General features: G+C 63.6%; 24 protein-coding genes. 14 read left to right on the plus strand and 10 right to left on the minus strand.

All coding sequences use genetic code 11. The features are described 5' to 3' along the window. Genes ACVC7O_RS08790 through ACVC7O_RS08800 form a run of 3 tightly spaced genes read left to right on the plus strand, consistent with a single transcriptional unit; the run spans window position 1 to window position 2,418 of the window. Entirely contained in the window at window positions 1-984 is a 984-nt protein-coding gene (locus ACVC7O_RS08790; protein WP_458325710.1) for a branched-chain amino acid ABC transporter permease, read from the plus strand. Next, window positions 977-1,732 (plus strand): ABC transporter ATP-binding protein, encoded by a 756-nt coding sequence (locus tag ACVC7O_RS08795; protein WP_458325711.1) that lies wholly within the window; start codon window positions 977-979, stop codon window positions 1,730-1,732. Before ACVC7O_RS08790 ends, ACVC7O_RS08795 begins: the two co-directional genes overlap by 8 nt. Continuing rightward, entirely contained in the window at window positions 1,729-2,418 is a 690-nt protein-coding gene (locus tag ACVC7O_RS08800) for an ABC transporter ATP-binding protein (RefSeq protein ID WP_458325712.1), read from the plus strand. The genes ACVC7O_RS08795 and ACVC7O_RS08800 overlap by 4 nt, the downstream gene beginning before the upstream one ends. A 292-nt stretch (window positions 2,419-2,710) precedes the next feature. Here the strand turns inward: ACVC7O_RS08800 and ACVC7O_RS08805 are convergent, their stop codons facing one another. Together ACVC7O_RS08805 and ACVC7O_RS08810 are read right to left on the minus strand one after the other, a co-directional pair. Further along, the gene (locus ACVC7O_RS08805) at window positions 2,711-4,738 is read right to left on the minus strand and encodes a PhoX family protein (protein ID WP_458325713.1); all 2,028 of its coding nucleotides are present in this window, start codon (window positions 4,736-4,738) and stop codon (window positions 2,711-2,713) included. A gap of 159 nt (window positions 4,739-4,897) precedes the next feature. Further along, window positions 4,898-6,103 (minus strand): FAD-binding domain-containing protein, encoded by a 1,206-nt coding sequence (locus tag ACVC7O_RS08810; protein ID WP_458325714.1) that lies wholly within the window; start codon window positions 6,101-6,103, stop codon window positions 4,898-4,900. Window positions 6,104-6,252: 149 nt separating this feature from the next. On the opposite strand from ACVC7O_RS08810, the gene ACVC7O_RS08815 reads away from it, so the two are divergent. The 6 genes from ACVC7O_RS08815 (at window position 6,253) to ACVC7O_RS08840 (ending at window position 10,092) form a co-directional block, all read left to right on the plus strand. After that, the gene (locus ACVC7O_RS08815; protein ID WP_458325715.1) at window positions 6,253-6,882 is read left to right on the plus strand and encodes an ATP-dependent Clp protease proteolytic subunit; all 630 of its coding nucleotides are present in this window, start codon (window positions 6,253-6,255) and stop codon (window positions 6,880-6,882) included. A 140-nt stretch (window positions 6,883-7,022) separates the two neighbouring features. Next, entirely contained in the window at window positions 7,023-8,288 is a 1,266-nt protein-coding gene (gene clpX / locus ACVC7O_RS08820) for an ATP-dependent Clp protease ATP-binding subunit ClpX (protein ID WP_458325716.1), read from the plus strand. A 173-nt stretch (window positions 8,289-8,461) separates the two neighbouring features. Next, a complete protein-coding gene (locus ACVC7O_RS08825; RefSeq protein ID WP_458325717.1) occupies window positions 8,462-8,824 on the plus strand; it encodes a RidA family protein in 363 nt (120 codons plus the stop codon). Between the two features lie 81 nt (window positions 8,825-8,905). Further along, window positions 8,906-9,289, plus strand: a complete 384-nt coding sequence (locus ACVC7O_RS08830; RefSeq protein WP_458325718.1) for an NADH:ubiquinone oxidoreductase subunit NDUFA12 — start codon at window positions 8,906-8,908, stop codon at window positions 9,287-9,289. A 3-nt stretch (window positions 9,290-9,292) separates the two neighbouring features. Further along, window positions 9,293-9,739 carry an outer membrane lipid asymmetry maintenance protein MlaD gene (mlaD, locus tag ACVC7O_RS08835; RefSeq protein WP_458325719.1) on the plus strand — a complete coding sequence of 149 codons (447 nt, stop codon included), beginning with the start codon at window positions 9,293-9,295 and terminating at the stop codon, window positions 9,737-9,739. Next, a complete protein-coding gene (locus ACVC7O_RS08840; RefSeq protein WP_458325720.1) occupies window positions 9,736-10,092 on the plus strand; it encodes a DUF2155 domain-containing protein in 357 nt (118 codons plus the stop codon). Before mlaD ends, ACVC7O_RS08840 begins: the two co-directional genes overlap by 4 nt. Here ACVC7O_RS08840 and aat read toward each other — a convergent pair. From aat to accB, 3 genes are read right to left on the minus strand one after another with little or no spacing between them, the layout of a single operon-like run. Beyond that, window positions 10,056-10,688 carry a leucyl/phenylalanyl-tRNA--protein transferase gene (gene aat / locus ACVC7O_RS08845; protein ID WP_458325721.1) on the minus strand — a complete coding sequence of 211 codons (633 nt, stop codon included), beginning with the start codon at window positions 10,686-10,688 and terminating at the stop codon, window positions 10,056-10,058. The genes ACVC7O_RS08840 and aat overlap by 37 nt on opposite strands. 4 nt (window positions 10,689-10,692) lie before the next feature. Then, window positions 10,693-12,045, minus strand: coding sequence for an acetyl-CoA carboxylase biotin carboxylase subunit (gene accC / locus ACVC7O_RS08850; protein WP_458325722.1), 1,353 nt, complete (start codon window positions 12,043-12,045; stop codon window positions 10,693-10,695). 12 nt (window positions 12,046-12,057) lie between these two features. Further along, window positions 12,058-12,555: an acetyl-CoA carboxylase biotin carboxyl carrier protein gene (gene accB, locus ACVC7O_RS08855; protein WP_458325723.1), complete on the minus strand. Its 498-nt coding sequence runs from the start codon at window positions 12,553-12,555 to the stop codon at window positions 12,058-12,060. Between the two features lie 148 nt (window positions 12,556-12,703). On the opposite strand from accB, the gene ACVC7O_RS08860 reads away from it, so the two are divergent. Further along, a complete protein-coding gene (locus tag ACVC7O_RS08860; protein WP_458325724.1) occupies window positions 12,704-14,221 on the plus strand; it encodes a class I adenylate-forming enzyme family protein in 1,518 nt (505 codons plus the stop codon). A 151-nt stretch (window positions 14,222-14,372) separates the two neighbouring features. Here ACVC7O_RS08860 and ACVC7O_RS08865 read toward each other — a convergent pair whose 3' ends face one another. The 5 genes from ACVC7O_RS08865 to ACVC7O_RS08885 form a co-directional block, all read right to left on the minus strand. Beyond that, entirely contained in the window at window positions 14,373-15,128 is a 756-nt protein-coding gene (locus ACVC7O_RS08865) for an ABC transporter ATP-binding protein (protein ID WP_458325725.1), read from the minus strand. Between the two features lie 117 nt (window positions 15,129-15,245). Further along, entirely contained in the window at window positions 15,246-16,010 is a 765-nt protein-coding gene (locus tag ACVC7O_RS08870) for an ABC transporter ATP-binding protein (RefSeq protein WP_458325726.1), read from the minus strand. 10 nt (window positions 16,011-16,020) lie between these two features. Then, window positions 16,021-17,217 (minus strand): branched-chain amino acid ABC transporter permease, encoded by a 1,197-nt coding sequence (locus tag ACVC7O_RS08875; RefSeq protein ID WP_458325727.1) that lies wholly within the window; start codon window positions 17,215-17,217, stop codon window positions 16,021-16,023. 3 nt (window positions 17,218-17,220) lie between these two features. Further along, a complete protein-coding gene (locus tag ACVC7O_RS08880; protein ID WP_458325728.1) occupies window positions 17,221-18,252 on the minus strand; it encodes a branched-chain amino acid ABC transporter permease in 1,032 nt (343 codons plus the stop codon). A 79-nt stretch (window positions 18,253-18,331) separates the two neighbouring features. Next, window positions 18,332-19,681 carry a substrate-binding protein gene (locus ACVC7O_RS08885; protein WP_458325729.1) on the minus strand — a complete coding sequence of 450 codons (1,350 nt, stop codon included), beginning with the start codon at window positions 19,679-19,681 and terminating at the stop codon, window positions 18,332-18,334. Window positions 19,682-19,918: 237 nt separating this feature from the next. On the opposite strand from ACVC7O_RS08885, the gene ACVC7O_RS08890 reads away from it, so the two are divergent. The 4 genes from ACVC7O_RS08890 (at window position 19,919) to ACVC7O_RS08905 (ending at window position 24,684) form a co-directional block, all read left to right on the plus strand. Further along, window positions 19,919-21,208, plus strand: a complete 1,290-nt coding sequence (locus ACVC7O_RS08890) for a short-chain fatty acyl-CoA regulator family protein (RefSeq protein WP_458325730.1) — start codon at window positions 19,919-19,921, stop codon at window positions 21,206-21,208. A 120-nt stretch (window positions 21,209-21,328) separates the two neighbouring features. Further along, entirely contained in the window at window positions 21,329-21,712 is a 384-nt protein-coding gene (locus ACVC7O_RS08895) for a response regulator transcription factor (RefSeq protein WP_458325731.1), read from the plus strand. 3 nt (window positions 21,713-21,715) lie between these two features. Then, window positions 21,716-21,991, plus strand: a complete 276-nt coding sequence (locus ACVC7O_RS08900) for a hypothetical protein (protein ID WP_458325732.1) — start codon at window positions 21,716-21,718, stop codon at window positions 21,989-21,991. Then, window positions 21,991-24,684 (plus strand): ATP-binding protein, encoded by a 2,694-nt coding sequence (locus ACVC7O_RS08905; RefSeq protein ID WP_458325733.1) that lies wholly within the window; start codon window positions 21,991-21,993, stop codon window positions 24,682-24,684. Before ACVC7O_RS08900 ends, ACVC7O_RS08905 begins: the two co-directional genes overlap by 1 nt. Window positions 24,685-24,740 lie beyond the last annotated feature (56 nt).

The raw sequence follows: 24,740 nt of genomic DNA on the forward strand, positions 1-24,740 counted from the left end.
ATGACCCGCGGCGCCCTGATCAACCTCGCGCTGTTCGCCATGCTGCCTGTCACGGCGCTCATCGCTCTCGCGCTTGATGAGCCCTTCATCATCACCCTCGCCACCAAGGCCGCGATCCTTGCGCTCGCGGGCGTCGGCCTCAATATCGCACTTGGCCTCGGCGGCCTCGTCAGCCTCGGCCACGCCGCCTTCTTCGGCCTCGGCGGCTACGCCATGGGCATCCTCGCCCACCACGCCCAGACCTTCACCCCGCTGATGGAGGTGCCGTTCCTCATCGAGGGCACCAAATCCATGCCCGTGATCTGGCTCACCGCCGTGATCGTGGGCGCGCTCTCCGCTTTGCTGATCGGCGCGCTCAGCCTCCGCACCTCCGGCGTCTACTTCATCATGATCACGCTCGCCTTCGGCCAGATGCTCTATTACTTCGCGATCAGCTGGCCCGCATATGGCGGCGAGGACGGCCTCTCGATCTACGTGCGCAACGGCTTCCCGGGCCTCAACACGCTCGACCCGATCCAGTTCTTCGCCATCGCCTTCGTGGCCCTCGCGCTGGTCCTCTTCATCGCAGGCCGCCTCGCCGCATCCCCCTTCGGCCTTGCCCTCGCGGCAGCCCGCCAGAACCCCGAGCGCGTCGAAACCGTCGGCCTCTCGCCCTACCGTCTGCGCCTCCTGGCCTTCGTCATCTCCGGCGCCATCACGGCGCTCGCTGGCGCGCTCTTTGCCGACCTCAACCGCTTCGTCAGCCCCACGATGCTCAGCTGGCACATGTCCGGCGAGATCATGATCTTCGTGATCCTCGGCGGGGTGGGGCGGCTCTATGGCCCCGTCGCGGGGGCCGCGCTCTTCATCCTGCTCGAACACATCCTCGGCGGGCTGTCCGACTTCTGGCACGTCTACCTTGGCTTCCTGTTGCTGCTCGTCGTCCTCTTCGCGCGCGGCGGCATGATCGGCGCGCTGGCCGGCCGCGAGGTCGCCCATGACTGAGCCGTTGCTGCACATCCGCAACCTCAGCAAGTCCTTCGGCGCGCTGAAAGCCACCGACGATGTCTCGCTCACGCTGACCCCCGGCGAAATTCACGCGCTCATCGGCCCCAACGGCGCGGGCAAATCCACCCTGATCAAGCAGATCGCGGGCGGCCTCGCGCCGGACGCCGGTACCATCCGCTTCGCGGGCCAGGACATCACAGCCCTGCCCACACCCGCCCGCGCCCGTGCCGGGCTGGGCCGGACCTTTCAGATCTCGTCGCTCGCGATGGACTACACCGTTCTGCAGAACGCGGTGCTGGGCGCCGTGGGCCAACGCGGCAGCGTCTGGCGCTTCTTCAAGCCGGTGATGGCGGACGCCGCCCTGCGCGCGACCGCCATGGCCGCGCTCGAGCGCGTGGGCCTCGCAGATCACGCCACCACCCGCACGGCGGAGCTCAGCCACGGCCAGCGCCGCTTGCTTGAGGTCGCCGTGGCGCTCACCCTGAAGCCGCGGGCCTTCCTGATGGACGAGCCCATGGCGGGCCTCGGCGCCAGCGGCTCCAAACGCCTCACCGGCTTTCTCGACGGGCTGCGCAGCGAGGCCCCAATTCTGTTGGTGGAGCACGACATGGACGCGGTCTTCGCGCTCGCCGACCGGATCTCGGTGCTGGTCTATGGCAAGGTCATCGCCACCGGGACGGCCGAGGAGATCCGCGCCAACCCGGAGGTGCGCGAGGCTTACTTGGGCGAGGAGGACGCCGCATGAGCTTCCTCACGCTCGACGGCATCGAAGCCTCCTATGGCCCCAGCCAGGCGCTCTTCGGTGTGAGTCTTTCGCTCGCCGAAGGTGAGGTCTGCGCGCTCATGGGCCGCAACGGGATGGGCAAATCCTCCACCATCAAGGTGATCTGCCGCCTGCTGAAACACAGTGCCGGTCAGGTCCAATTCGACGGGCAAGATATCGGCCAGATCCCTCCGCATAGGGCGGCGCAGGCGGGTCTCGGCCTGGTGCCCGAGGGTCGGCGCTGCTTTCCCAATCTCACAGTGCATGAAAACCTCATTGCTGCTGCGCGTCCGGGGCCATGGGATGTGGCGGCGGTCACGCGGCTCTTTCCCCGGCTGGGCGAGCGGCGTGACCAGTCCGCCGCCTCGCTCTCGGGCGGCGAGCAACAGATGCTCAGCCTGGGCCGCGCGCTCATGACCAACCCGCGGCTGCTGCTGCTCGACGAGGCGACCGAAGGGCTCGCCCCCGTGGTGCGGCAGGAAATCTGGGCCGCGATCCGCAAGCTCAAGGCCGAGACCGGCATGGCGATCCTGCTGGTCGACAAATCCCTCGCCGAGCTGCGGCAGGTGGCTGACCGCGCCGTGATCGTCGAGCGGGGCAGCTCTGTCTGGGCCGGGGCGATGGGGGAGGTTACCGCGGATGTGGCGGATCGGTATCTGGGCGTCTGACGTCAGAAAGCCATCAATTCTGCTGCTGAATGTGTTCGCCCGGCGGGCACCGCCGGGCAGCGCCCGACCCGCCCCCCAGGGTGGGCGCTTTTCGCCCCCACCCTCGGGTCCGGCGCTGCCCTTTGTTCTGCGTGCAGACGGTGCAAGGCCCAACGTCAATGTTTGGGCACCGCCATCGCTATCAACAAAAAAGGCCCCGCGGGGGGATTGCGGGGCCTGCTCGGTGTTGAAATAGCCTTAACTATGGGGTCCGGGCGCCGGGGGCATCGAGCCCCCGGCGCGCGGTGGGCGCTCAGATGGCAATCTTGCCGCCCCCTTGTTTCGTGACCACAACCACCGACGGGCGCGGCGGCATGGCGGGGTCAAAGTCAGGCCAGCGGGTCGCCGGGTCCTCGAAGGTCGAGTCGCGTTCGAAGCCTGCGAAATCCTTGGTGCCATCAGTGCCGGGGTGCTGCACCGCGAGGAACAGCGTCTCACCGCTGTCATGGAAGTACGGGCCGCAGAGCTCCCCGCCCACCGGGCAGCGGAAGAAGAGCTTCGAATGGCCGCGCAGATCGCCCTCGGTCTCCAGCGCGTAGAGACCGTCGGATTTGCCGGTCTTGCCCCAGCCGGAGCCTTGGTCCGTCGAGATCCAGAGGCGTCCGTCCGCGTCCATCGCGGCGTTGTCGGGCGAGCCGAACCAGCCGTTCTCGGAGGTCTCCGGGTTCCACTGCGCGCCGACCTCTTCGATGGTCGGGTCGCCGCATTTCACCAGGATCGACCAGGTGCCCTTGGTGGCGCCATGGTCCTCGCCGTCTTCCTTGATCTCGATGATGTGACCGAAGGAGCTTTCGGGCCGCGGGTTCGCCGCATTCACCTGCTCCGGCGTCCGGCGCGTGTTATTGGTCAGCATCAGATACGCGGTGCCGTTGGGCCCGGGCTGCGCATCCTCGGGGCGGTCCATCGGCGTGGCGCCCAGCAGGTCCGCCGCGATGCGCGTGTCAATCATCACGTCACCCTGGTCGTTGAAGCCGTTCTCCGCTGTCAGCGGGCCTTCCCCATGCACCAGCGGCAGCCAGTCGACCGTTCCGTCTTCGTTGAAACGTGCCACATAAAGCGTGCCGTCCGAGAAAAGCGAGGAGCCGAAGACCGCGGTCTCATCCGTGACCGTGCCGCCCGAGACATATTTGTATTGATAGTCAAACCGGTTGTCGTCGCCGGAGTAGATGACCAGCTTGCCGTCCTTGGAGATCGTTGTTTCCGCGCCTTCGTGGCGGAAGCGGCCCAGAGCGGTGTGCTTGATCGGCTTCGCATCAGGGTTGCGCGGGTCGACCTCGACGATCCAACCGTATTTGTTCGGCATGTTCGGCTCTTTGTCGATGTTGAACCGGTCATAATACTTGCCCCAAGCGTACCAGCCGCCGGGCACGCCATAGCGCTTCATCTTCTCTGCGTCAGGCTGCGCGGAGACATCTGGCTTGCCCTCGGCGTCGAGCACATCGGTCCAGAAGTAGCCGTGGAAGTTCTCTTCCGCCATCAGGTAGGTGCCCCAGGGCGTCATGCCGCCGGCGCAGTTGTTGATGGTGCCGATCACGGCGAGGCCGGTGGCATCGTCGTTGGTCTTCATCCGGTCGTGACCGGCGGCGGGGCCGTCCAGCACCATCTCGGTGTTGAAGGGGGTGATGCGGCGGTTGTATGCGCTGTCGCGCACCAGTGACCACTTGCCGTCGTCACCCTGCGCGATCTCGACCACCGAGCCGCCATGCGCGGCCATCTCGATGTCCACCAGCTCCTTGGTCATGCCCTTGAAGCCATCGCGGTCCTGACGGCCAAGGCCGGGGAACATGACCTCCTCGTTGGTGTACTCGTGGTTCACGCACAAGAGGCCACGGGTGCCCTCGTCGTTCAGCGCGGTGAAGCCCACATAGTCGTTGTTGTAGCCGAACTGCTTCAGCTGCGCGTCGACCGTCTGGTTCATCACGTCGAACTCGGGCGCATCGGCGGTGATCGGATCTCCCCAGCGCAGCAGCACGTCGGCGTTGTAGCCCTCGGCGATGTGGTGCTTTTCGTCGTTGCCCCAGGCGAGCTCATCAAAGTTGTAGCGGCCCGCAGCAGCGGCGGCGGCCTGTTTCGGCGCAATCATCGCGGAGGTCCCGAACAATGCCGTCGTCGCGGTCACGCCCAGCATGCCTTTCAGCATATCGCGGCGGCCATACCGGCTGTTGATCACATCGCCGATGGTGCGGCTCAGGTTCGGGTTGGTGGGAATGTCGTCAAAGGCCTCGAAGGCCTCAGCCTTGTTTCCGTAGTCCGGGTCGTTGATGATATCTTTGCGGTACATGTGCTTCCTCTGTCGGTGGCGTTGATGATGGGCGCGGCGCCGAATCCGCGCCGCGTTCTCTGTCATTCGATCTGCCCGGCGCTTGTAACGCCCTTATGACGGATCACTGCTGTTTTTGAGGTCCCCGGCGAAAAGGTTAACAGCAACCTGAGCGAGAAATCAACCGAGGCGGGAAAGCAGGCCCGGGATCTGCTTTTTGAAGGGGAAGAAGCCCTTGGTGGCATGGGGCCAGGCGGCGCTGTCATAGGCGCGGTGCAGCCGATGCAGCGGCGGTGCGTCAGACTGACGCGCGACCTCATCGAGCCGCCGTGCGATGGGGCCAACCGGGGCATAGGGCGTCACGATCTGCTCCAGCCCCGCGGCTGTGGCCCAGTCGGTAATCTGCTTGGATGTGGCGAGGTCGGGCGTGACCTCACCCAACCGCTGGGCCCACCGCGTGGCTGCATCCTGCAGCGCGGCGTTTCGGAACTCGGCTACATGCGGCGCGGGCGTCAGCGGGCTGATCTCGCCTCCTGCTGTGATCAGGCCAGTCGCCACAACTTCGACCTGGTCCAGCACAAACCCCGGGCTGAGGTCATCGGTGTGCAACAGCAAACCGGTGCGCAGGCCCGGCTTGGGCGCCGTTTCCGGCGGCAGGATCTGGGGGGTGGGGGACGGCTGGCCCTGCATGGCCCCGCCATGCAGGGCCAGCCGCCCCTGCGCTCCGAACCGACCTTCGGTGTATTTGGCGATGTTGTCAGACCGCGCAAGATAGATCTTGCCAACGGTCTGGATGCCCGCCACCCAGCGCCAGCTCAGCGTGTTCGAGGCCGGATCGCCATCGAGCAGATGCCGCAGGAAGAAATCCGCGCCCAGCTCCCAGGGCAGCTCCAGCGTGAAGATCCAGATCGAGGCAAACCACATGCGCGCGTGATTGTGCAGATAACCCGTGCTCACCAGCTCCTCTGCCCAGTGGTCGAAACACTCGATGCCCGTCTCGCCCCGGCAGGCCGCCTCCCAGCGGTCGCGCAGGCCCGCCTGCGTCTGCACATCGTCCCAAAGCCTGCGCAGATCATGCTGGTACTGGTCCCAGACGCCGGGCCGCAGCTCCAGCCAGCCTTTCCAATAGGTCCGCCAATAGACCTCCTGGATGAACTTCTCCGCCGCCTGCGGCGAATGGCGGCCCAGCACCGCCTGCAGAACCTCCTCTTCCGTGATCAGCCGAGACCGCAGGTAAGGCGACAGCGTCGAGACACCCACGTGCCGCCCCGGACCGAGGTCATAATTGCGCCGCGCGGCATAGTCACGGCCCGCACGGGGCAGGAAGGCGGTCAGCCGTTCAAGGGCGGCGGTCCGGGTCGGCGGGAAGGTCTCAAGTGCTGTCATCCCGGCCCATCTAGCTGCGCGCGCGGGCGGATCAATCCTTCCCGCTGTGATGGAATCCGCCTCTTGCAGCCCCCCGGCACCAATACTAAGCTTTGCGTAACGTTTCGTCGGGTATGGTCCCGCGAACACCAACTGACAGGCATTCCCACATGAACGATCCCATCGACACCTATATGAATACGCTTGTGCCCATGGTGGTGGAGCAGACCAGCCGGGGCGAGCGCGCGTATGATATCTTCTCGCGCCTGCTGAAAGAGCGGATCATCTTTCTCTCCGGACCGGTGCACGACGGGATGTCGTCGCTGATCGTGGCCCAGCTGCTGCACCTGGAGGCGGACAACCCGTCAAAAGAAATCAGCATGTATATCAACTCCCCCGGCGGGGTGGTGACCTCCGGTTTGTCGATCTACGACACCATGCAATACATCAAGCCCAAGGTCTCGACGCTGGTCATCGGGCAGGCAGCCTCGATGGGATCGCTGCTTTTGACAGCAGGTGAGGCGGGCATGCGCTTTTCTCTACCGAACTCCCGCGTGATGGTGCACCAGCCCTCGGGCGGCTACCAGGGCCAGGCGACCGACATCATGATCCACGCGCAGGAGACGCAGAAACTCAAGACGCGCCTCAACGAGATTTACGTGAAGCACACCGGGCAAACCCTTAAAAAGGTTGAAGAAGCGCTGGAGCGCGACAACTTCATGTCGCCCGAGGAGGCGCAGAAATGGGGTCTCATCGACGAGATTGTCGAGAACCGCAGCAAGGAGGACGATGACAGCTAGGCGGGGCATCGGGACGCACAGTCAGTTTACCAATTAGCGATTGTGGACCTGTCAGCGCTGTCCTAAGCTGTCATGTGTAATCAGTAAGACGTGGCGCGGCGGGGCCGCCCACCCCACGAACAAGACCTGGAAGGCTTGACATGGCGACGAATACAACGGGCGACAGCAAGAACACCCTCTATTGCAGCTTTTGTGGCAAGAGCCAGCATGAGGTGCGCAAGCTGATCGCAGGCCCGACCGTCTTCATCTGCGATGAATGTGTCGAGCTGTGCATGGATATCATCCGCGAGGAAACGAAGGCCTCGGGGCTGAAGGCCACCGACGGGGTGCCGACGCCCAAGGACATCTGCGAGGTGCTCGACGATTACGTGATCGGGCAGGCGATGGCCAAACGGGTGCTCTCGGTGGCGGTGCACAACCACTACAAGCGTCTGAACCATGCCCAGAAGGGCGGTGACATCGAGCTGGCGAAATCCAACATCCTGCTGATCGGCCCCACCGGCTGCGGCAAGACGCTGCTGGCGCAGACGCTGGCGCGCATTCTCGACGTGCCCTTCACCATGGCCGATGCGACCACGCTGACCGAAGCGGGCTATGTGGGGGAAGATGTGGAAAACATCATCCTCAAGCTCTTGCAGGCGTCTGAGTACAACGTCGAACGCGCGCAGCGCGGCATCGTGTACATCGATGAGGTCGACAAGATCACACGCAAGTCGGAAAACCCGTCGATCACCCGCGATGTGTCGGGTGAGGGCGTGCAGCAGGCTCTGTTGAAGCTGATGGAAGGCACCGTGGCCTCCGTGCCGCCACAGGGCGGGCGCAAGCATCCGCAGCAGGAATTCCTGCAGGTGGACACCACGAACATCCTCTTCATCTGCGGCGGCGCATTCGCGGGCCTCGACAAGATCATTGCCGCACGTGGCAAGGGCTCGGCCATGGGCTTTGGCGCTGATGTGCGCGAGAATGACGAGCGCGGTGTCGGCGAAATCTTCACCGATCTGGAGCCGGAAGACCTGTTGAAATTCGGCCTGATCCCGGAATTTGTCGGCCGTCTGCCAGTGCTGGCGACCCTGGAAGATCTGGACGAGGACGCGCTGGTCACGATCCTGACCCAGCCGAAGAACGCATTGGTCAAGCAATACCAGCGACTCTTCGAGTTGGAAGATACTGCGCTGACTTTCACCGACGATGCGCTCTCGGCCATCGCCAAGCGCGCCATCGAACGCAAGACCGGCGCGCGCGGGCTGCGCTCGATCCTCGAAGACATCCTGCTCGACACGATGTTCGACCTGCCGGGTCTCGACAGCGTGACCGAAGTGGTCGTGAACGAGGAAGCGGTGGTCTCCGATTCCGCACCGCTGATGATCCATGCCGATGCCGAAAAAGAGCCGGCCAGCGCCAGCTGACCCTCGGCGACAGACGTGCAAAAAAGGCGGGCATCGAGCCCGCCTTTTTTGCTGGGCGCAGAGCGGATAGGTAAACAAGAGGTCTCTGGCCCGTGCGCTGCGCACCGACGTGATACCGACATAAAACCGACGCGATACAGACACCCCACCGACAGGCAAAAAGGAGCCATCCCATGAGCATTCAGCGTATCTCTTCTGGAGGCATCTATGAGGATAAGATCGGCTATTGCCGCGCGGTGGTGGCGGGCGGCTGGGTGCATGTGGCGGGCACCACGGGCCAGGGGGAGACAGTGCAGGCGCAATGCGCCTCGGCGCTTGGCATCATCGAGGCCGCGCTGAAAGAAGCGGGATGTGGGTTTTCTGACGTGATCCGAGTGACTTACATGCTGCCCGACCGCACGGAGTTCGAGCTCTGCTGGCCGCTGTTGGCCGAGGCCTTCGGAGCGCATCCACCCGCTGCCACCATGATCGAATGCGGCCTTATCGACCCCAAGTTCCGCATCGAGATCGAGGTGACCGCGCGGCTGCCGGAATAGCCGGGGAAAGCCGCGCATCGAACTGGACGTTTACCCGACAATCAGCCATATGTGAGATAAGAGTGCGACCGGAGGCAATCCATGGGACTTCTGACATCTATCCTGCGCGCGGTGACCTGGTGGAACGGCCAGACGCTGAACACCCAGCTGTGGACCTGGCGCAAGGGCGTGAAGGTCGGCGAGGACAGCCAGGGCAATATCTTCTATGAAAACAAGGACAAGAGCCGCCGCTGGGTGATCTACAATGGCGAGGCCGAGGCCAGCCGCGTGGATCCGGAATGGCACGGCTGGCTGCATCACACCTGGGATGCCGCACCCACTGAAGCGCCGCTGCCCCGCAAGGAGTGGGAGAAGCCGCATCAGGAGAACCTGACCGGCACGGCTCTGGCCTATGCGCCGAAAGGGTCGATCCGGCGGGCGGATCCGGCGCCGCGCAGCGATTACGAAGCCTGGTCTCCGGAGTAACCGATGGCAGAGAACATCACCGAAGTGCTGGTTGGAACGGGCGTTCTTGCGGCCGCTGTCGGCTTTGCAGTATACGCAGGCCAGGTCGCAGATTTATCAACGAATTCAACAACATACCCTCTTGAGGCCAGCTTCCGCAGCCTCGAAGGTGTGAGCGTTGGGACCGATGTCCGGCTCGCTGGCGTGCGTGTCGGGTCGGTGGCTGCGGTGGATCTGAACCCCGAGACCTACCGCGCCGATACGGTTGTCGCAGTGCAGCAGGGGATCGAGATTCCCGATGACAGCGCGATCGTGATTTCGTCGGAAGGGCTGCTCGGCGGCAACTTCGTCGAGATCGTGCCCGGTGGGTCGCCGTTCTTCTTCGAAGCCGGAGACACCATCGAAGACACGCAAGGCGCCGTCAGCCTCGTCTCCCTGCTTCTGAAATTCGTCAGCGGATCGTCCGAATGATCCTCCGCCTGGCCGTGTCGCTTGGACTGATAGCCGGAGCTGCAGCGGCGCAGCAGGTGAGCGAGGCGGAGGGCGTCGTGCTGCGGGGTCTCGATAAAATCAGCGGCCAAGTCTATGATATTGAAATGAAATCCGGGCAGACGGCGGCATTCGAGCAGCTGCGAATCACGCTCAACTCCTGCCGCTTCCCGGTTGGCAACCCGTCGGGCGATGCCTTCGCAGCCCTTGAAGTCGCCGACGCCCTTCGCGGCACCACGGTCTTCTCGGGATGGATGATCGCTTCGGCGCCCGCGCTGTCGGCAATGGACCACGCTCGTTACGACCTCTGGGTCATGCGCTGCACCACCTCCTGAGGGCTGCGCATGGGCGGCGCAGTGAAGCTGGCGGGCATCTCCTGTGCCACGGCGAGCGCGCGATGGTAAGTGGCGCGTGACACTTCGAGCCCGCCCAATGACGCCAGATGATCCGTCAGAAACTGCGTGTCGAAGAGTTTGAATCCGCCCTCGACCAACCGGTCCACAAGGCAGGCCAAGGCGATCTTCGAGGCATTTGGGCGGCGCGAGAACATGCTTTCCCCGAAGAAGGCCGCCCCTAGCACCACGCCATAGACCCCACCGACAAGTGCTGAACCTTCCCAGACCTCGAGGGAATGCGCCTTGCCGGTTTGGTGTAACGTAATGTAAAGGCTGCGAATTTCTTCGTTGATCCAAGTGTCGATGCGGTCTGCACACCCCTCGACGACGCCTTCGAAATCCTGATCGATCGTGATGTGAAACGGAGTGTTCCGCATGGCCCGGCGTAGCGAGCGCGAGGCGTGAAACCCATCGAGCGGCATGACCCCGCGCCGTTGCGGGTCGACCCAGAAGATCTCCGGGTCATCCCGGTGTTCGGCCATAGGGAAAATCCCCGTGGCATACCCCTGCATCAGCACATCCGGGGTCAGCCGCACGAGGTCAGCCGCCGCCGAGATTGGTCTCCAGCCAATGCTCCAGCCAGTGGATGTTGTACTCGCCCGTCAGCACGTCCTGCTCCTGCAACAGCGCGTGGAACAGCGGCACCGTGGTGTCGACCCCATCGACAATCAGTTCACCAAGCGCCCGGTTCAGCCGCGCCAGCGCTTCGGACCGGTCGCGCCCGTGCACGATCAGTTTGCCGATCAGGCTGTCGTAATAGGGCGGGATCGAATAGCCGTCATAGAGTGCCGAATCCATCCGAACGCCGAGGCCCCCCGGCGCGTGGTACTGCGTGATGCGCCCGGGGCAGGGCGCGAAGTTCGGCAGCTTCTCCGCGTTGATCCGCACCTCGATGGCGTGCCCGTTGATGGCGAGGTCCTCCTGCTGGAACGACATCTCCATCCCGGCGGCGACGCGGATCTGTTCGCGCACCAGGTCAACGCCGAAAATCCCTTCCGTCACAGGGTGTTCGACCTGCAGGCGGGTGTTCATCTCGATGAAATAGAACTCGCCATTCTCATAAAGAAACTCGATGGTCCCGGCGCCGGTATAGTTGATCCGGGCCACCGCATCCGCACAGGTCTTGCCAATCGCGGCGCGTTCTTCGGCGCTGATCGAGGGCCCGGGCGCCTCTTCAAAGACCTTCTGATGGCGCCGCTGCAGCGAACAATCGCGCTCTCCCAGATGCACCGCGCGGCCCTTCCCGTCGCCAAAGACCTGGATTTCGATGTGCCGGGGGGTGGTGAGGTATTTCTCGATGTAGACTTCGTCATTGCCGAAATTGGCCTTGCCTTCCGCCCGCGCGGTCAGGAAAGCCTTCTCCATCTCCTCGGCATTCTGCGCGACCTTCATGCCGCGCCCGCCGCCGCCAGCGGTGGCCTTGATGATCACTGGATAGCCGAACTCTTCGCCGATCTTCTTGGCCTCTTCGACCGAGGCCACGCCACCATCGGATCCGGGCACGCAGGGCACGCCCAGCTTCTTCATTGTCTCCTTGGCGGTGATCTTGTCGCCCATGATGCGGATGTGTTCGGCCGTGGGGCCGATGAAGGTCAGGTCATGATCCTCGACAACCTGAACAAATCCAGCGTTTTCAGAGAGAAAGCCATACCCGGGGTGAATCGCCTCGGCCCCGGTGACCTCGCAGGCGGCGATGATCGCGGGCACCGACAGATAGCTCTGTGTGCCCGACGGCGGGCCGATACAGACGCTCTCGTCGGCCATGCGCACATGCATCGCGTCGCTGTCGGCGGTCGAATGTACGGCCACGCTGGCAATGCCCATCTCGCGCGCGGCACGCACCACGCGGAGGGCAATCTCGCCGCGGTTGGCAATCAGGATTTTGTTGAACATGGGCGCGCCCCCTTATTCGAGGATGACAAGCGGCGTGCCGAACTCCACCGCCGCCCCGTCCTCCACGAGGATGCGTTTGACCGTGCCCGCGCGGGGCGCCGGGATGTGGTTCATGGTCTTCATCGCCTCGACGATGAGCAGCGTGTCGCCTTCGCTCACGCTGGCGCCGACCGAGATGAACGAGGAGGCACCGGGCTCTGGCTGCATGTAGACAGTGCCGACCATCGGCGAGGTCACGGCGCCCGGGTGGTTGGCCGGGTCTTCGCTGGCCTCCGCGGCCGCGGGCGCCGGTGCGCTGGCCGCAGGGGCCGGAGCGTCGACCGGGGCCGGCGCAGGCGGCGCGACCTGGGTGACCACCTGCTGTTGCGTGTGGCGGCTGACCCGCACGTTCAAACTGTCATCTGCCCCGTAGTCGCGCTTGACCTGCAGCTCCGTCAGATCGTTTTCCCGCAGCAATTCGGCCAGGGCCTGGATGAAGGCCACATCGGCGTCATGGTTCTTTTTTGTCATGTAAGTCCTCGACCGTTCGGGGGAGCCTTCTTGCCTGCGGCTCTTGTTCCTGCGGGTTCGTTATAGGGGAAGGGTCTTGCCATGAAAACCCGCCTCTTGCAGCGCAAGGGATGCGGCGTAGACTGGGCGCGCACTGGGGGAGGTGGCGATGAATCTTGCGCTTTGGCTGGAACGGACAACCCAGGTGAGTCCGAAGCGGCCTGCGCTGTTTTCGGGCCGTACTTGCGTTGCCACCTATGGGGCCTTCTGGACCCAGGCCCGCGCGGTTTCCGGGGCGTTGCAAACAATGGGCATCGCGCCGGGTGACCGGGTCGCGATCTTCATGTCGAATTGTCCGGAGTATCTCATCGCCTTCTACGGCATCTGGTGTGCGGGCGCTGTCGTCGTGCCGATCAACGCCAAGCTGCATGGGCGCGAGGCGGCTTACATTCTTGAAAACGCGGGCGCGTCTGTTGTGTTCACCAGCCCTGATCTGGCCGCGAAACTGGCGGAGGCGGATGTCGCGGCAGAGGTTTTCGTTGCGCCCGGTCCTGCGTTCGATGCGATGTGCAGTCACGACCCGCTGGCAGGCCCCGCGCCGCGCGACGCGTCCGATATCGCCTGGCTCTTCTACACCTCCGGGACCACGGGCAAGCCCAAGGGCGTCATGATGACCTTCCGCATGCTCACCTCCATGAGCCTGTGTTACGCGCAGGATGCGGATGCGGTGCGGGGTGAGGATGCCGCGCTCTATGCTGCCCCCATGAGCCATGGCGCGGGCATCTACAACATGATGCACGTGCGGGCGGGTGCGCGGCATGTCTGCCCGCCCTCGGGCGGGTTTGATCCTGCGGAAATCTTTGATCTTGCAGCGGAATTTGGAAGCGTGCAGATGTTCGCGGCGCCCACGATGGTCAAGCGCCTGACCGAGGCGGGCAAGGCTGCGGGTCAGCGCGGTACCGGGCTGCGCACCATCGTCTACGCCGGTGGGCCGATGTACAACGCCGACATCGTCGAGGCGGTGGAGCACTTCGGCCCGATCTTCGTGCAGATCTACGGGCAGGGCGAGTGCCCCATGGGAATCACCGCCCTGTCACGCGCGGATGTTGCGGACCGTAGCCATCCGAATTGGCGGGCGCGGCTGCAGTCGGTGGGCCGGGCGCAATCGGCGGTGGAAGTCGCGATTGGAGATGCCGAAGGGCATCCGCTGCCTGCAGGCACGCATGGTGAGATCATGGTCCGCGGTGACACGGTGATGCCGGGCTATTGGCAGAACCGCGACGCCACGGCCAAGACGCTGGTCAACGGTTGGCTGATGACAGGCGACATGGGATTCATGGATGCGGATGGCTACGTGACGATGCAGGACCGGTCCAAGGACATGATCATTTCGGGCGGCTCAAACGTCTATCCGCGTGAGGTGGAGGAGGTGCTGTTGATGGACCCGCAGGTGCAGGAGGTCTCGGTCGTGGGGCGCCCGCATCCCGAATGGGGCGAGGAGGTCGTGGCCTTCGTCGTCGGGCAGGCCGATCCGGCACGGCTCGATCAGCTCTGCCTCGATCATATCGCGCGGTTCAAGCGGCCAAAAGACTACATCCAGATCGATGCCTTGCCCAAGAACAACTACGGCAAGGTGCTCAAGACCGAATTGCGCGCGCGGCTCCAAGACCTCGCAGACACAGACTAGGGCGAGCAGGCATACCCGTCGCCAAGGCGTCGCCTACTCACATTTCTTCGGATCAGCGGTTAAAGATTCAAGTGACCATTTGAAGCGAGATCGCAGAAGAATGCGCCCCCGATCGGGCACGTCTCTCCATGTTCCCAAACCGGCGGCACCCCTAGATGGCGAGGTACTCCTCGCGCAACTCCTTGTTCTCAAGAACCTCTGCAGCGGTCCCGTCAAAGACGATCCCTCCGGTGTCGAGGATCACGGCCCGGTCCGCCAGTTGCAGCGCGCGCACCGCGTTTTGCTCGACGAGGATCGTGGTGATCCCCTGTTCCTTGATCACCCGCAGAGTCTTTTCGATCTCATCGACGATCACGGGCGCGAGGCCTTCGTAGGGTTCATCCAGCAGAAGCACCTTGATGTCGCGGCAGAGGGCGCGGGCGATGGCCAGCATCTGCTGTTCGCCACCCGAAAGGGTCACGCCCTCCTGCGTGCGGCGTTCGCGCAGTCGGGGGAAGAGATCGTAGACCCGCTCGAGCGACCAGCCGATGGGGGGCGCGATCTGTGCCAGCTTGAGGTTCTCCTCGACGGTCAGCCCGGCGATGATGCGACGGTCCTCCGGCACGAGGCCGAGGCCGGACTGCGAAGCCTGATAGCTCGACATGTTGTGCAGCGGCTGGTGGTCCAGCCAGATCTCGCCGCGCTTGACCTCCGGGTCGCCCAGCCGCGCGATCGCCCGCAGGGTCGAGGTCTTTCCCGCGCCGTTGCGCCCGAGAAGGGCGAGGATCTCGCCCTCGTGCACGTTGAAGCTGATGCCCTGCACGATGTAGCTCTCGCCGTAATAGGCATGCATGTCCCAGACCGACAGGAAGGCGGGGGCCGTCGCCGCCTGATTGGCGTGTTTGGAGAAGTCTGGTTTCACATTCATCGTCTGTCTCCTTGTCTTCTGTCCCGAAGCGGCGGCCCAAAGGCCCACCGTACCTGCCTGCTCTGCCCGTGGTGTTGGCAGGTGGGGTGGGCTTTCAGGCCACCCCTGGCTGAGCGGTTACGCGGCCTCCTGGGTTTCTCCCAGATAGGCTTCGCGCACTTTGGGATTGCCTTTGATGTTGTCCGGTGTGTCCTCGACCAGCGGGGTGCCTTGAGCCAGAACGGTGATCCGCTCGGCGAGGCTGAACACCACATGCATGTCATGTTCGATGATGGCGATGGTGATGTCGCGCTCCTCGCTGATCTGTTTCAAAAGGTCGATCGTGTTGTTGGTATCGGCCCGCGCCATACCCGCTGTCGGCTCATCAAGCAGCAGCAGGCGTGGCTCCTGGCTGAGGCACATGCCGATCTCCAGCCGCCGCTTGTCACCGCGAGACAGCGAGCCTGCGTGCATCTCGCGCTTGTTGGCCATGTTCATGTCTTCGAGCATGTGTTCCGCCCGCTCGATCATGTCGCGCTGCGAGGGGATCGAGGAGATCGCATTAAGCTGGAACGCCCCGTCGCGCTTGGCAAAGCAAGGGATCATCATGTTTTCCATCACGCTCAGATCGGCGAAGATCTCGGGCGTCTGGAACACCCGGGAGATGCCCATCTGGTTGATCTCGTAAGGCTTCCGCCCCAGGACCGATTGGCCGTCGAACATGACCGACCCGGTGTCGGGGATCAGCTTGCCCACAAGACAGTTGAGCAGCGTGGATTTGCCCGCACCATTGGGCCCGATGATCGCATGCACCGAGTTTTCGGCGATGCTCAGGTTCACATCCCCAAGGGCCTGAAGCCCCCCAAAGCGTTTGCCGACGTTCTTGACCTCGAGAATTCCCATGTCTCTCTCCTTACTCCGCCGGTGTGGTTTTGCCGTCGGGCTTGTCATCCGCTGGCTTCTTGCGCTTGAAGAGCCGACCGACGCGCTGGCCGCCTTCCACAAGACCGCCGGGCAGGAAGATCACCACCAGCATGAACAGGATGCCGAGCGTCAGGTGCCAGCCCTTGCCGATGAAGGGGTAGACCAGCGTGACCAGCAGATCTTCGATCCCGTCGGGCATGAAGGCAAACCACTGCTCCAGGATCGACTTGTTGATCTTGGACACGATGTTTTCCATGTACTTGATGAACCCCGCGCCCAGCACTGGGCCGATCAGCGTGCCGGCCCCGCCGAGGATGGTCATAAGGACCACTTCGCCAGATGCGGTCCAGAACATGCGTTCTGCGCCCACCTGCGTGTCCATCGCGACCAGGAGCCCGCCCGCAAGGCCTGCGTACATGCCGGAGATCACGAAAGCGGCGAGCGTATAGGGTTTGGAATTCAGCCCAGTGTAGTTCAGCCGCTGCTGGTTCGATTTCACCGCCCGCAGCATCATGCCAAAGGGCGAGCGGAAGATGCGGATCGAGATGTAGAAGGCGATCAGCATCACGATGGCGGCCAGATAGTAGCCTGCGTTAAACGTGAAGACCCAGTCGCCCGCCGTGATCTCAAAGCTGGTTTTCATATCGAGCCCGAAGAGGTTGGCACGGGGTGTCTCGCCTGCCTCAAGCGCGCCATCGAGAATGCGCGGATCGGTGAACTTCGGCTGCAGGCCCGTCTCCCCGCCGGTGATGGGCGTCAGCACCGAATAGGCCAGAGCGTAGGACATTTGCGCAAAAGCCAGCGTGAGGATCGAGAAGTAGATCCCTGAGCGCCGCAGCGAAATCCAGCCCACAAGCAGGGAGAAGAGACCGGCTACCAGCACCGAGATCACGATTGCCGGGATCACGTTCATGGTCAGCAGCTTCATCATCCAGATCGCCGCATAGGAGCCTACGCCCAGAAACGCCGCGTGCCCGAAGCTCAGATAGCCTGTGAGGCCAAAGAGGATGTTGAAGCCGATAGCGAAGATGCCGAAGATCACCAGCCGCTGCATCAGGTCCGGATAGCCCGCGTTGAACTGCGCCATCGCCGAGCCTTCGGGGAAGGGGTTCAGGATGAAGGGCGCAAAGAGGCAGAGGATCGCGACGATGAGCAGGAGGGTGAAGTCTTTTTTGTTCAGGCCCATGGCTTAGTCCTCCATCACGCCTTTGCGGCCCATGAGGCCCCGCGGACGTGTCAGCAAGATGATGATGGCGACCAGGTAGATGATGATCTGGTTGATGCCGGGCAGGGTCTCCAGCACGATGGCCATGGAGGCGAAGCTTTCCAGGATGCCCAGCAAGAAGCCCGCGAGAACAGCCCCCGAGAGCGAGCCCATGCCGCCGACGACGACCACCACGAAGCTCAGCACGAGGAAGTCCATCCCCATGTGATAATTCGGCGAGTTGATCGGCGTGTACATCACACCCGCAAGGCCCGCGACCGCCGCGGCGATGCCAAACATGATGGTGAAGCGCTTGTCGATGTTGATGCCCAGCAGGCCCACGGTTTCCCGATCCGCCATGCCCGCGCGGACCACCATGCCGAAGGTGGTGAACTGCAGGAAGGCAAAGACCGCGCCAATGATCACGGCCGCAAAGGCGAAATACACGAGGCGCCAGTAGGGGTAGATGATCGTGTTCGGATCGAACCCCAGCATCGCGCCGAAATCGAACGAGCCGGTGAAGGCCGCAGGCGCCGGCGTCGGGATCGGGTTGGCGCCGTAGAAATACTTGATGATCTCCTGCAGCACAATCGCCAGGCCGAAGGTCACCAGAATCTGGTCCGCGTGTGGACGCTTGTAGAAATGCTTGATCAGCCCGCGTTCCATCGCAAAGCCGATGGCCACCATCACCGGGATCGCGAAGAGGATCGAGATCGGCACCGCCCAGTCGATGATCACATCGCCCGTGGCCTGCCCGAAGATGTCATAGAGGTAAGGGACCTCGACTTTCAGCGGGTTACCGAGAAAGTCGGTCTTGGTCTCGTCGATCACGGTGTGGCTGATCGTCAGGATACGGCTGAGCGTGACCGCACAGAAAGCGCCGATCATGAAGAGCGCGCCATGGGCGAAGTTCACCACGCCGAGCGTGCCGAAGATCAATGTCAGACCGAGCGCGATCAGCGCATAGGCCGAGCCTTTGTCGAGCCCGTTTAAAACTTGCAGGATGATTGCGTCCATGGTCCCACCTGTCGGAAGCGAGGGTGGCCCCGAGGGGCCGGGGTGTCAGGGCGGAGACGGGCTCCGCCCTGCGAAGAGCTTATGCGCCGGGGTTGCAGGTCCCCAGGGAGCCGCCCGCGAACTGCGGGTGATCCGGTGCATAGGTTACCTGGTCGACAGGTGTCACTTCGACGATTTCGAGAAGGTCGAACTCGGAGGTCGGGTTCTCTTTCCCTTTCACGACCAGCACGTCCTTGAAGCACTGGTGGTCGTCGGCGCGATAGAGGGTCGGGCCGTTGCCCATGCCGTCGAACTCGAAGCCTTCGAGAGCCTCGACCACTGCACAGGGGTTGAACGAGCCCGCACGCTCGACCGCATCCGCATAGAGCAGCGCCTGCACATAGCAGGTGTGCGCCGCCTGGCTGGGCGGGAAGCCGTATTTGGTGCCGAAGGACTGCACGAAGGCTTTGGACCCCTCGTCCTGCAGCGACCAGTGCCAGTTGGTGGACCCAAAAATGCCCTTCACGTTGGCACCGGCACCCTTCGCCATCAGACGCGAGTAGAGCGGCACGATGATCTGGAAGTCCTTGCCGTTCACCTGCTTGTCGCGCAGGCCGAACTGAACCGCGTTGGTCAGCGAGTTGACCATGTTGCCGCCATAGTGGTTCAGCACCAGCGTATCGGCACCCGATTGCAGTACCGGTGCGATGTAGGAGGAGAAGTCCGTCTGTGTCAGCGGTGTCTTCACCGCGTTCACGGTCTCCCAACCCATGGCTTCGGTCGAGGTCTTCACCGCTTCTTCGGTGGTGTAGCCCCAGTTGTAGTCCGCCGTCAGGTGATAGGCCTTGCGGTCGGTGCCGTAGGCATTGGCGAGCACCGGCGCCAGGGCGGCACCCGACATGTATGAGTTGAAGAAGTGGCGGAAGCCGTTGGCCCGCTTGTCCTTGCCTGTGGTGTCATTGGAGTGCGTGAGGCCCGCCATGAAGATGACGCCCGCCTCCTGGCAGAGCGCCTGCACAGCCACGGCCACACCCGAGGAGGAGCCGCCGGTGATCATGATGGCGCCGTCTTTTTCGATCATAGACTTGGCCGATGCGCGGGCCGCGTCGGATTTGGTCTGCGTATCGCCCGTGACGTACTCGACTTTCTTGCCGAGGATGCCGTTACCCTGCAGGGCCTTGGACGTGAATGTGTTCATCATGCCGCCGTCGCCTTCACCGTTCAGGTGTTCGACCGCCAGCTCGTAGGCGCGCAGCTCGTCGGCGCCTTCATCCGCATAAGGACCGGACTGCGGGACGTTGAAGCCCAGCGTCACGGTGCTGCCCTGCGGGGCGTTCAGAAAGCCCGCATGCCCGTCGGCACGCAGATACGTCGGCAGCGCCAGACCGGCAGCACCGGCCACGGCGCCGGTCTTGATCAGACCGCGACGCGTAAGTTTCGTATTGGACATGAATATCCTCCCATATGGTAAAACCGCCTGCTGGGTCTTTCCTCCAAGACCGGGGCACGCGGGGCACAAAGGTGCAAATAACTTATCGCGCAGGACCTGAAAATTGCGCAACAAGTGCCTTGAAATGCTCATTTATTTTGTAAATAAATCGACAAAGAGGCGCAGTTACTTGTAAATTAAGTGATATTGCGCTGCAGAAACCCGTTGAAAAGGCGGGACAATGCCAGAGGGGGTACCATGGGACGCGAAGGCTTGACCGGCAGTCGGATCAGGGAACGACGCTCGGTTGCGGGCCTGCGGCAGGCCGATCTGGCACGCAGCCTAGGGATTTCGGCCTCGTATCTCAATCTCATCGAACATAACCGCCGCAGAATCGGCGGCAAGCTGCTGCTGGACATCGCGCGGGTGCTGGGTGTGGAGCCGTCGATGCTCACCGAAGGGGCGGAGGCGGCGCTGATCGCTACACTGCGCGAGGCGGCGACACAGGCCAATCTGCCCCAGGCAGAGGCGGAGCGGGCTGACGAATTGGCGGGTCGCTTCCCCGGCTGGGCCGAGGTGCTGGCAGCAGGGCATCGGCGCATCGCCAGCCTGGAGCGCACGGTCGAGACCTTGTCGGATCGGCTGACCCACGATCCGCATCTGGCGACCTCGGTGCATGAGCTGCTGACAACGGCAGCGGCGATCCGGTCGACGGCGGCGATCCTCGCTGAAGACACCGACCTGACCCCGGAGTGGCGCGACCGGTTTCATGGCAACATCGACCAGGACAGCCGGCGCCTCGCCGACAGCTCGAAGGCCTTGGTGGAGTATCTCGACGCGGGGCAGGGGGTGGAGGACGCGGGCGCCAGTCCGCAGGACGAGCTCGAGGCCTTTCTCACCGATCACAACTTCGCCTTCGAGGCGTTGGAGACCGGGGCGACGACGCCCGAGACGATGGTGGCCGAGGCGACAACACTTCGCTCCAACGCCGCGCGGCACATGGCCCGCGGCATTCTGCAGACCGTGGCCGAGGATGCCGTCCAGGCGCCGCGTGCCGCCTTGCGCCGCGCGGTGAAAGAACTTGGCCCCGAGCCCGTGGCCCTTGCGCGGCGGCTTGAGGTCCCCGTGGGCATGGTGCTGCGCCGTTTGGCCGGGCTGCCGGAGCTCGATCTCGGCCTTGTGATCTGTGACCGCGCCGGCAGCCTGCTGTTTCGCAAACCCGCCGCGGGTTTCGTGATCCCCCGCTTCGGCTCGGCCTGCGCGCTCTGGCCGCTGTTTGCCGCCTTGGCCCAGCCGGGGCAAGTGATCCGCACGCCCATCGTGCAACTGGGGCGCGGGCGCGCCGCCTTCGAGTGTATCGCCGTGGCCGAGGTTGTCGGGCGCCCGACATACAACACCGCGCCATTGGTCCAGGCGAGCATGCTGGTGCTGCCCGAGGCGGCGGCCGACACCACAGAGGCGCTCGAGGTCGGGGCCTCCTGCGGCGTGTGTCCGCGCGAGCCTTGTCCCGGGCGGCGCGAACCGTCGATCCTGACGGGCGGGCTCTGATGCATATCGGGCTGTCAAGGCTTTGACAGGGCCCGCGAAAGCGACGATAGTTTAGGCTCCGCCCTGAGGGAGACGGACCTTGGGTCTGGCAGGGCTTGCGCCTTTTGGGAGGAGGCCAAAATGGGAAAACATGTGCTTTTGGTGGAAGACGAGATGAACATCGTCGAAGCCATTCGGTTCCTGCTCAGCCGGGAAGGTTGGCAGGTGGACACGCATTCCGATGGGGCCAGCGCGCTGGACGTGATCCGCGACCGCAAGCCCGATCTGGTGGTTCTGGACGTGATGCTGCCCGGTAAGAGCGGCTTTGACATCCTAGAAGAGCTGCGTGGCAGCGATGAGACAGCGGATCTGCCGGTGCTGATGCTGACTGCGCGCGGTCAGAGCCGTGATCGCGAGATGGCCGAGAAGGCCGGTGTCAGCCGCTTCATGACCAAGCCATTTTCCAATACCGAAGTTCTGACGGCGGTGCGCGATCTGCTTTACGTGCACGGTCAGCGGACCTGAGCCATGGCCGAGCCCCGCTCACCGCTCTTTCTGGAACGGGGCAGCTATCGCCAGCGGCGCTTGATGGATGCGCTCCGCCTGCTCGTGATCCTGGGCGCGGGGCTGTGGATGATCCCGCTCCTCTGGCCCTCCGGCGCGGAGGTGGACGAAGGCATCCCCATGTCGCGGGCGTTGCTCTATATTTTCGGGGTCTGGGCGCTACTGATCGCGGCCTCCTATGGTCTGGCACGCCGGGTGCACAAGCTGCCCGACAGCGATGATGAGACCGAGGAGGCGTGATGGCCTCTCTGAACATCCTCGTCGCCGTCTCCCTCGCCTACGTGGCGCTTCTGTTCTGCGTCGCGTTTTTTGCCGAGCGCGCAGGTATGCGGGGCCGTGCGGGCTGGCTGCTGCGCTCGCCACTGGTCTACACGTTGTCGCTGTCGATATATTGCACGGCGTGGACCTTCTATGGCGCGGTGGGCTACGCGGCGCGGTCGGGCCTCGAATACGTGACCATCTACCTTGGCCCCAGCCTCGTGATGGTTGGCTGGTGGTGGATCCTGCGCCGCCTCGTGCGCATCGGGCGCAGCCACAAGGTTACATCCGTCGCAGACCTGATCTCATCGCGCTACGGCAAATCCAACGGGCTGGCGATTGTCGTGACCCTGATGGCAGTGATCGGGGTCACCCCGTATATTGCCTTGCAATTCCAGTCCGTTACCGCATCGCTGTCGATTTTCGCCGCCGGAGGCCAAGTGGGCCTGTCCGAGCAGGTCGACGCCGGTGCCGCAAGCTTCTGGATCGCCGTGGGTCTGGCCGTTTTCACCGTGCTTTTCGGCACCCGCAACCTCAACGTCAACGAGCGTCAGCACGGTGTGGTGATCGCCGTGGCCGTCGAGGCGGTGGTCAAGCTCATCGCTCTGCTGGCGGTGGGTGTGTTTGTGGTCTGGGGCATCGCGGGCGGTGTGGCAGAGACGCTGGCGCGCATCGACGCCTCAGATCTCGGCACCTGGGAGATGGACGGCAGCCGCTGGGCCGGGTTGACCTTCGTCTCCGCCGCCGCCTTTCTGTGCCTGCCGCGTATGTTCCAGGTGATGGTGGTCGAGAACGATGACGAACGGCACCTGCAAATCGCCAGCTGGGCCTTCCCACTTTACCTGATGCTGATGAGCCTCTTCGTGGTGCCCATCGCGGTCATCGGTCTCGATCTGCTGCCCGCGGGCTCCAACCCGGATTTCTTCGTGCTCAGCCTGCCGCTGAGCCAGGGGCAGGAGGGGCTCGCCATGCTGAGCTTTCTTGGCGGATTCTCCTCCGCCACCTCGATGGTGATTGTGGCGACGCTGGCGCTGTCCACGATGGTGTCGAACCATGTGGTGATGCCCGTCTTCCTGCATCTGCATCAAGGGGGGGCCACCCAATCGGGCGACGTCCGCAACGTGGTTATCATGGCGCGGCGGCTTTCGATCCTGACCATCATCGCCCTGGGCTATATCTATTATCAGCTCTCCGGCGGGTCCGGCGCCCTGGCGGCGATCGGTCTGATCTCCTTTGCGGGGGTCGCCCAATTTCTGCCGGCCATGCTGGGCGGCATCTTCTGGCGCGGTGCGACGCGGGCTGGCGCGCTCGTGGGGCTGGGCACCGGCTTTGCCGTCTGGGTGTTCACGATGCTGCTGCCGAGTTTCGGTCCGGGCGCCGTCCTGAGCGCGACCACTTTGGAGGCAGGTCTTTGGGGGCTCGGGTGGCTCCGGCCACAAGCGCTCTTTGGCATCGAAGGCCTCGATCCCACGGTGCACGCGATTTTCTGGAGCCTGCTGATCAATCTGGTGAGCTTTGTGCTGGTCTCGCTCATGACCTTCCCGCACCCGCTCGAGCGGTTGCAGGGCGCGCAATTCGTGAATGTCTTTGAACACTCAGGCCAGACCCGGGGCTGGCAGGCCTCGGTGGCGGAAAGCGAAGACCTGATGATCATGGCCCAGCGAATCCTTGGTGCGAGCGAGGCACAGCGGCTGTTTCAGACCGCTGCGGAGGCGCAGGGGCGCGGCGGCTATCTGCCTGAACCTACGGCAGTTTTCCTGCAACAGCTCGAGCGTGAGCTAGCAGGCTCTGTCGGTGGCGCCACGGCCCATGCGATGATCAGCCAGATCGTCGGTGGCGCGGCGGTGTCGGTGCAGGATTTGCTCGCCGTGGCCGACGAATCCGCGCAGATGCTCGAGTATTCCAACCGGCTCGAAGCGCAATCGCGCGAGCTCAGCCGGACCGCCGCACAGTTGCGCGAGGCCAACAACAAGCTGATGCAGTTGAGCGATCAGAAAGACGCATTTCTTAGCCAGATCAGCCATGAGCTGCGCACGCCCATGACGTCGATCCGCGCGTTTTCCGAGATCCTGCGCGATACAGACGGGCTCGGCCCGATGGAAAAGTCCAAATACGCCAATATCATCCATGTGGAAGCGATCCGGTTGACGCGATTGCTCGACGATCTGCTTGATCTGAGCGTGCTGGAGAACGGGCAGGTGACGCTGAACCAGCAATCGGGCCGGCTGGTTGATCTGCTCGATCATGCCGTGGCCACGGCCGAGGTCAGCGAGGCCCGTCCGATCAGCTTCAAGCGTCGGCGGCTGGACGAGACCGTGACACTGCACACCGATCTGGATCGGCTGAACCAGGTCTTCATCAATCTGATCACCAACGCCCAGAAGTATTGCACGGCCGACGACCCGGAGCTGCGCATCGAGGTGAGCCAACCGGGCGATGCCGTGCTGGTTGATTTCATCGACAATGGTGGTGGCATTCCGCCCGAATCCCGCGATGTGATGTTTGAAAAATTCAATCGTATCGGCGCGGAAGACGGCTCGGGCGCGGGTCTGGGCCTCGCAATCTGCCGGGAAATCATGGCCCGTCTGGGTGGCGATGTGCGGTATCTGGATGGCACCGGCGGCACCGGCTTTCGGGTCACACTGCCGCAGTCCCAGGCGCTTGCCGCGCAGTAGCCGGTCCAGCCGAAAAATCGCATGTTTTGGCGGACATAAAGGCAATGGTAACCATT

The sequence above is a fragment of the Roseobacter cerffii genome (genome assembly GCF_054226325.1).

What these genes read in the sequence shown, in the direction of transcription:
- ACVC7O_RS08805 (WP_458325713.1), bottom strand. Translation starts at nt 4,738, where the DNA reads ATGTACCGCAAAGATATCATCAACGACCCGGACTACGGAAACAAGGCT.
- ACVC7O_RS08790 (WP_458325710.1), top strand. Translation starts at nt 1, where the DNA reads ATGACCCGCGGCGCCCTGATCAACCTCGCGCTGTTCGCCATGCTGCCT.
- clpX (WP_458325716.1), top strand. Translation starts at nt 7,023, where the DNA reads ATGGCGACGAATACAACGGGCGACAGCAAGAACACCCTCTATTGCAGC.
- ACVC7O_RS08875 (WP_458325727.1), bottom strand. Translation starts at nt 17,217, where the DNA reads ATGGGCCTGAACAAAAAAGACTTCACCCTCCTGCTCATCGTCGCGATC.
- ACVC7O_RS08885 (WP_458325729.1), bottom strand. Translation starts at nt 19,681, where the DNA reads ATGTCCAATACGAAACTTACGCGTCGCGGTCTGATCAAGACCGGCGCC.
- ACVC7O_RS08870 (WP_458325726.1), bottom strand. Translation starts at nt 16,010, where the DNA reads ATGGGAATTCTCGAGGTCAAGAACGTCGGCAAACGCTTTGGGGGGCTT.
- mlaD (WP_458325719.1), top strand. Translation starts at nt 9,293, where the DNA reads ATGGCAGAGAACATCACCGAAGTGCTGGTTGGAACGGGCGTTCTTGCG.
- ACVC7O_RS08815 (WP_458325715.1), top strand. Translation starts at nt 6,253, where the DNA reads ATGAACGATCCCATCGACACCTATATGAATACGCTTGTGCCCATGGTG.
- ACVC7O_RS08795 (WP_458325711.1), top strand. Translation starts at nt 977, where the DNA reads ATGACTGAGCCGTTGCTGCACATCCGCAACCTCAGCAAGTCCTTCGGC.
- ACVC7O_RS08890 (WP_458325730.1), top strand. Translation starts at nt 19,919, where the DNA reads ATGGGACGCGAAGGCTTGACCGGCAGTCGGATCAGGGAACGACGCTCG.
- accB (WP_458325723.1), bottom strand. Translation starts at nt 12,555, where the DNA reads ATGACAAAAAAGAACCATGACGCCGATGTGGCCTTCATCCAGGCCCTG.
- accC (WP_458325722.1), bottom strand. Translation starts at nt 12,045, where the DNA reads ATGTTCAACAAAATCCTGATTGCCAACCGCGGCGAGATTGCCCTCCGC.
- ACVC7O_RS08880 (WP_458325728.1), bottom strand. Translation starts at nt 18,252, where the DNA reads ATGGACGCAATCATCCTGCAAGTTTTAAACGGGCTCGACAAAGGCTCG.
- ACVC7O_RS08830 (WP_458325718.1), top strand. Translation starts at nt 8,906, where the DNA reads ATGGGACTTCTGACATCTATCCTGCGCGCGGTGACCTGGTGGAACGGC.
- ACVC7O_RS08800 (WP_458325712.1), top strand. Translation starts at nt 1,729, where the DNA reads ATGAGCTTCCTCACGCTCGACGGCATCGAAGCCTCCTATGGCCCCAGC.
- ACVC7O_RS08825 (WP_458325717.1), top strand. Translation starts at nt 8,462, where the DNA reads ATGAGCATTCAGCGTATCTCTTCTGGAGGCATCTATGAGGATAAGATC.
- ACVC7O_RS08840 (WP_458325720.1), top strand. Translation starts at nt 9,736, where the DNA reads ATGATCCTCCGCCTGGCCGTGTCGCTTGGACTGATAGCCGGAGCTGCA.
- ACVC7O_RS08895 (WP_458325731.1), top strand. Translation starts at nt 21,329, where the DNA reads ATGGGAAAACATGTGCTTTTGGTGGAAGACGAGATGAACATCGTCGAA.
- ACVC7O_RS08860 (WP_458325724.1), top strand. Translation starts at nt 12,704, where the DNA reads ATGAATCTTGCGCTTTGGCTGGAACGGACAACCCAGGTGAGTCCGAAG.
- ACVC7O_RS08810 (WP_458325714.1), bottom strand. Translation starts at nt 6,103, where the DNA reads ATGACAGCACTTGAGACCTTCCCGCCGACCCGGACCGCCGCCCTTGAA.
- ACVC7O_RS08905 (WP_458325733.1), top strand. Translation starts at nt 21,991, where the DNA reads ATGGCCTCTCTGAACATCCTCGTCGCCGTCTCCCTCGCCTACGTGGCG.
- ACVC7O_RS08900 (WP_458325732.1), top strand. Translation starts at nt 21,716, where the DNA reads ATGGCCGAGCCCCGCTCACCGCTCTTTCTGGAACGGGGCAGCTATCGC.
- ACVC7O_RS08865 (WP_458325725.1), bottom strand. Translation starts at nt 15,128, where the DNA reads ATGAATGTGAAACCAGACTTCTCCAAACACGCCAATCAGGCGGCGACG.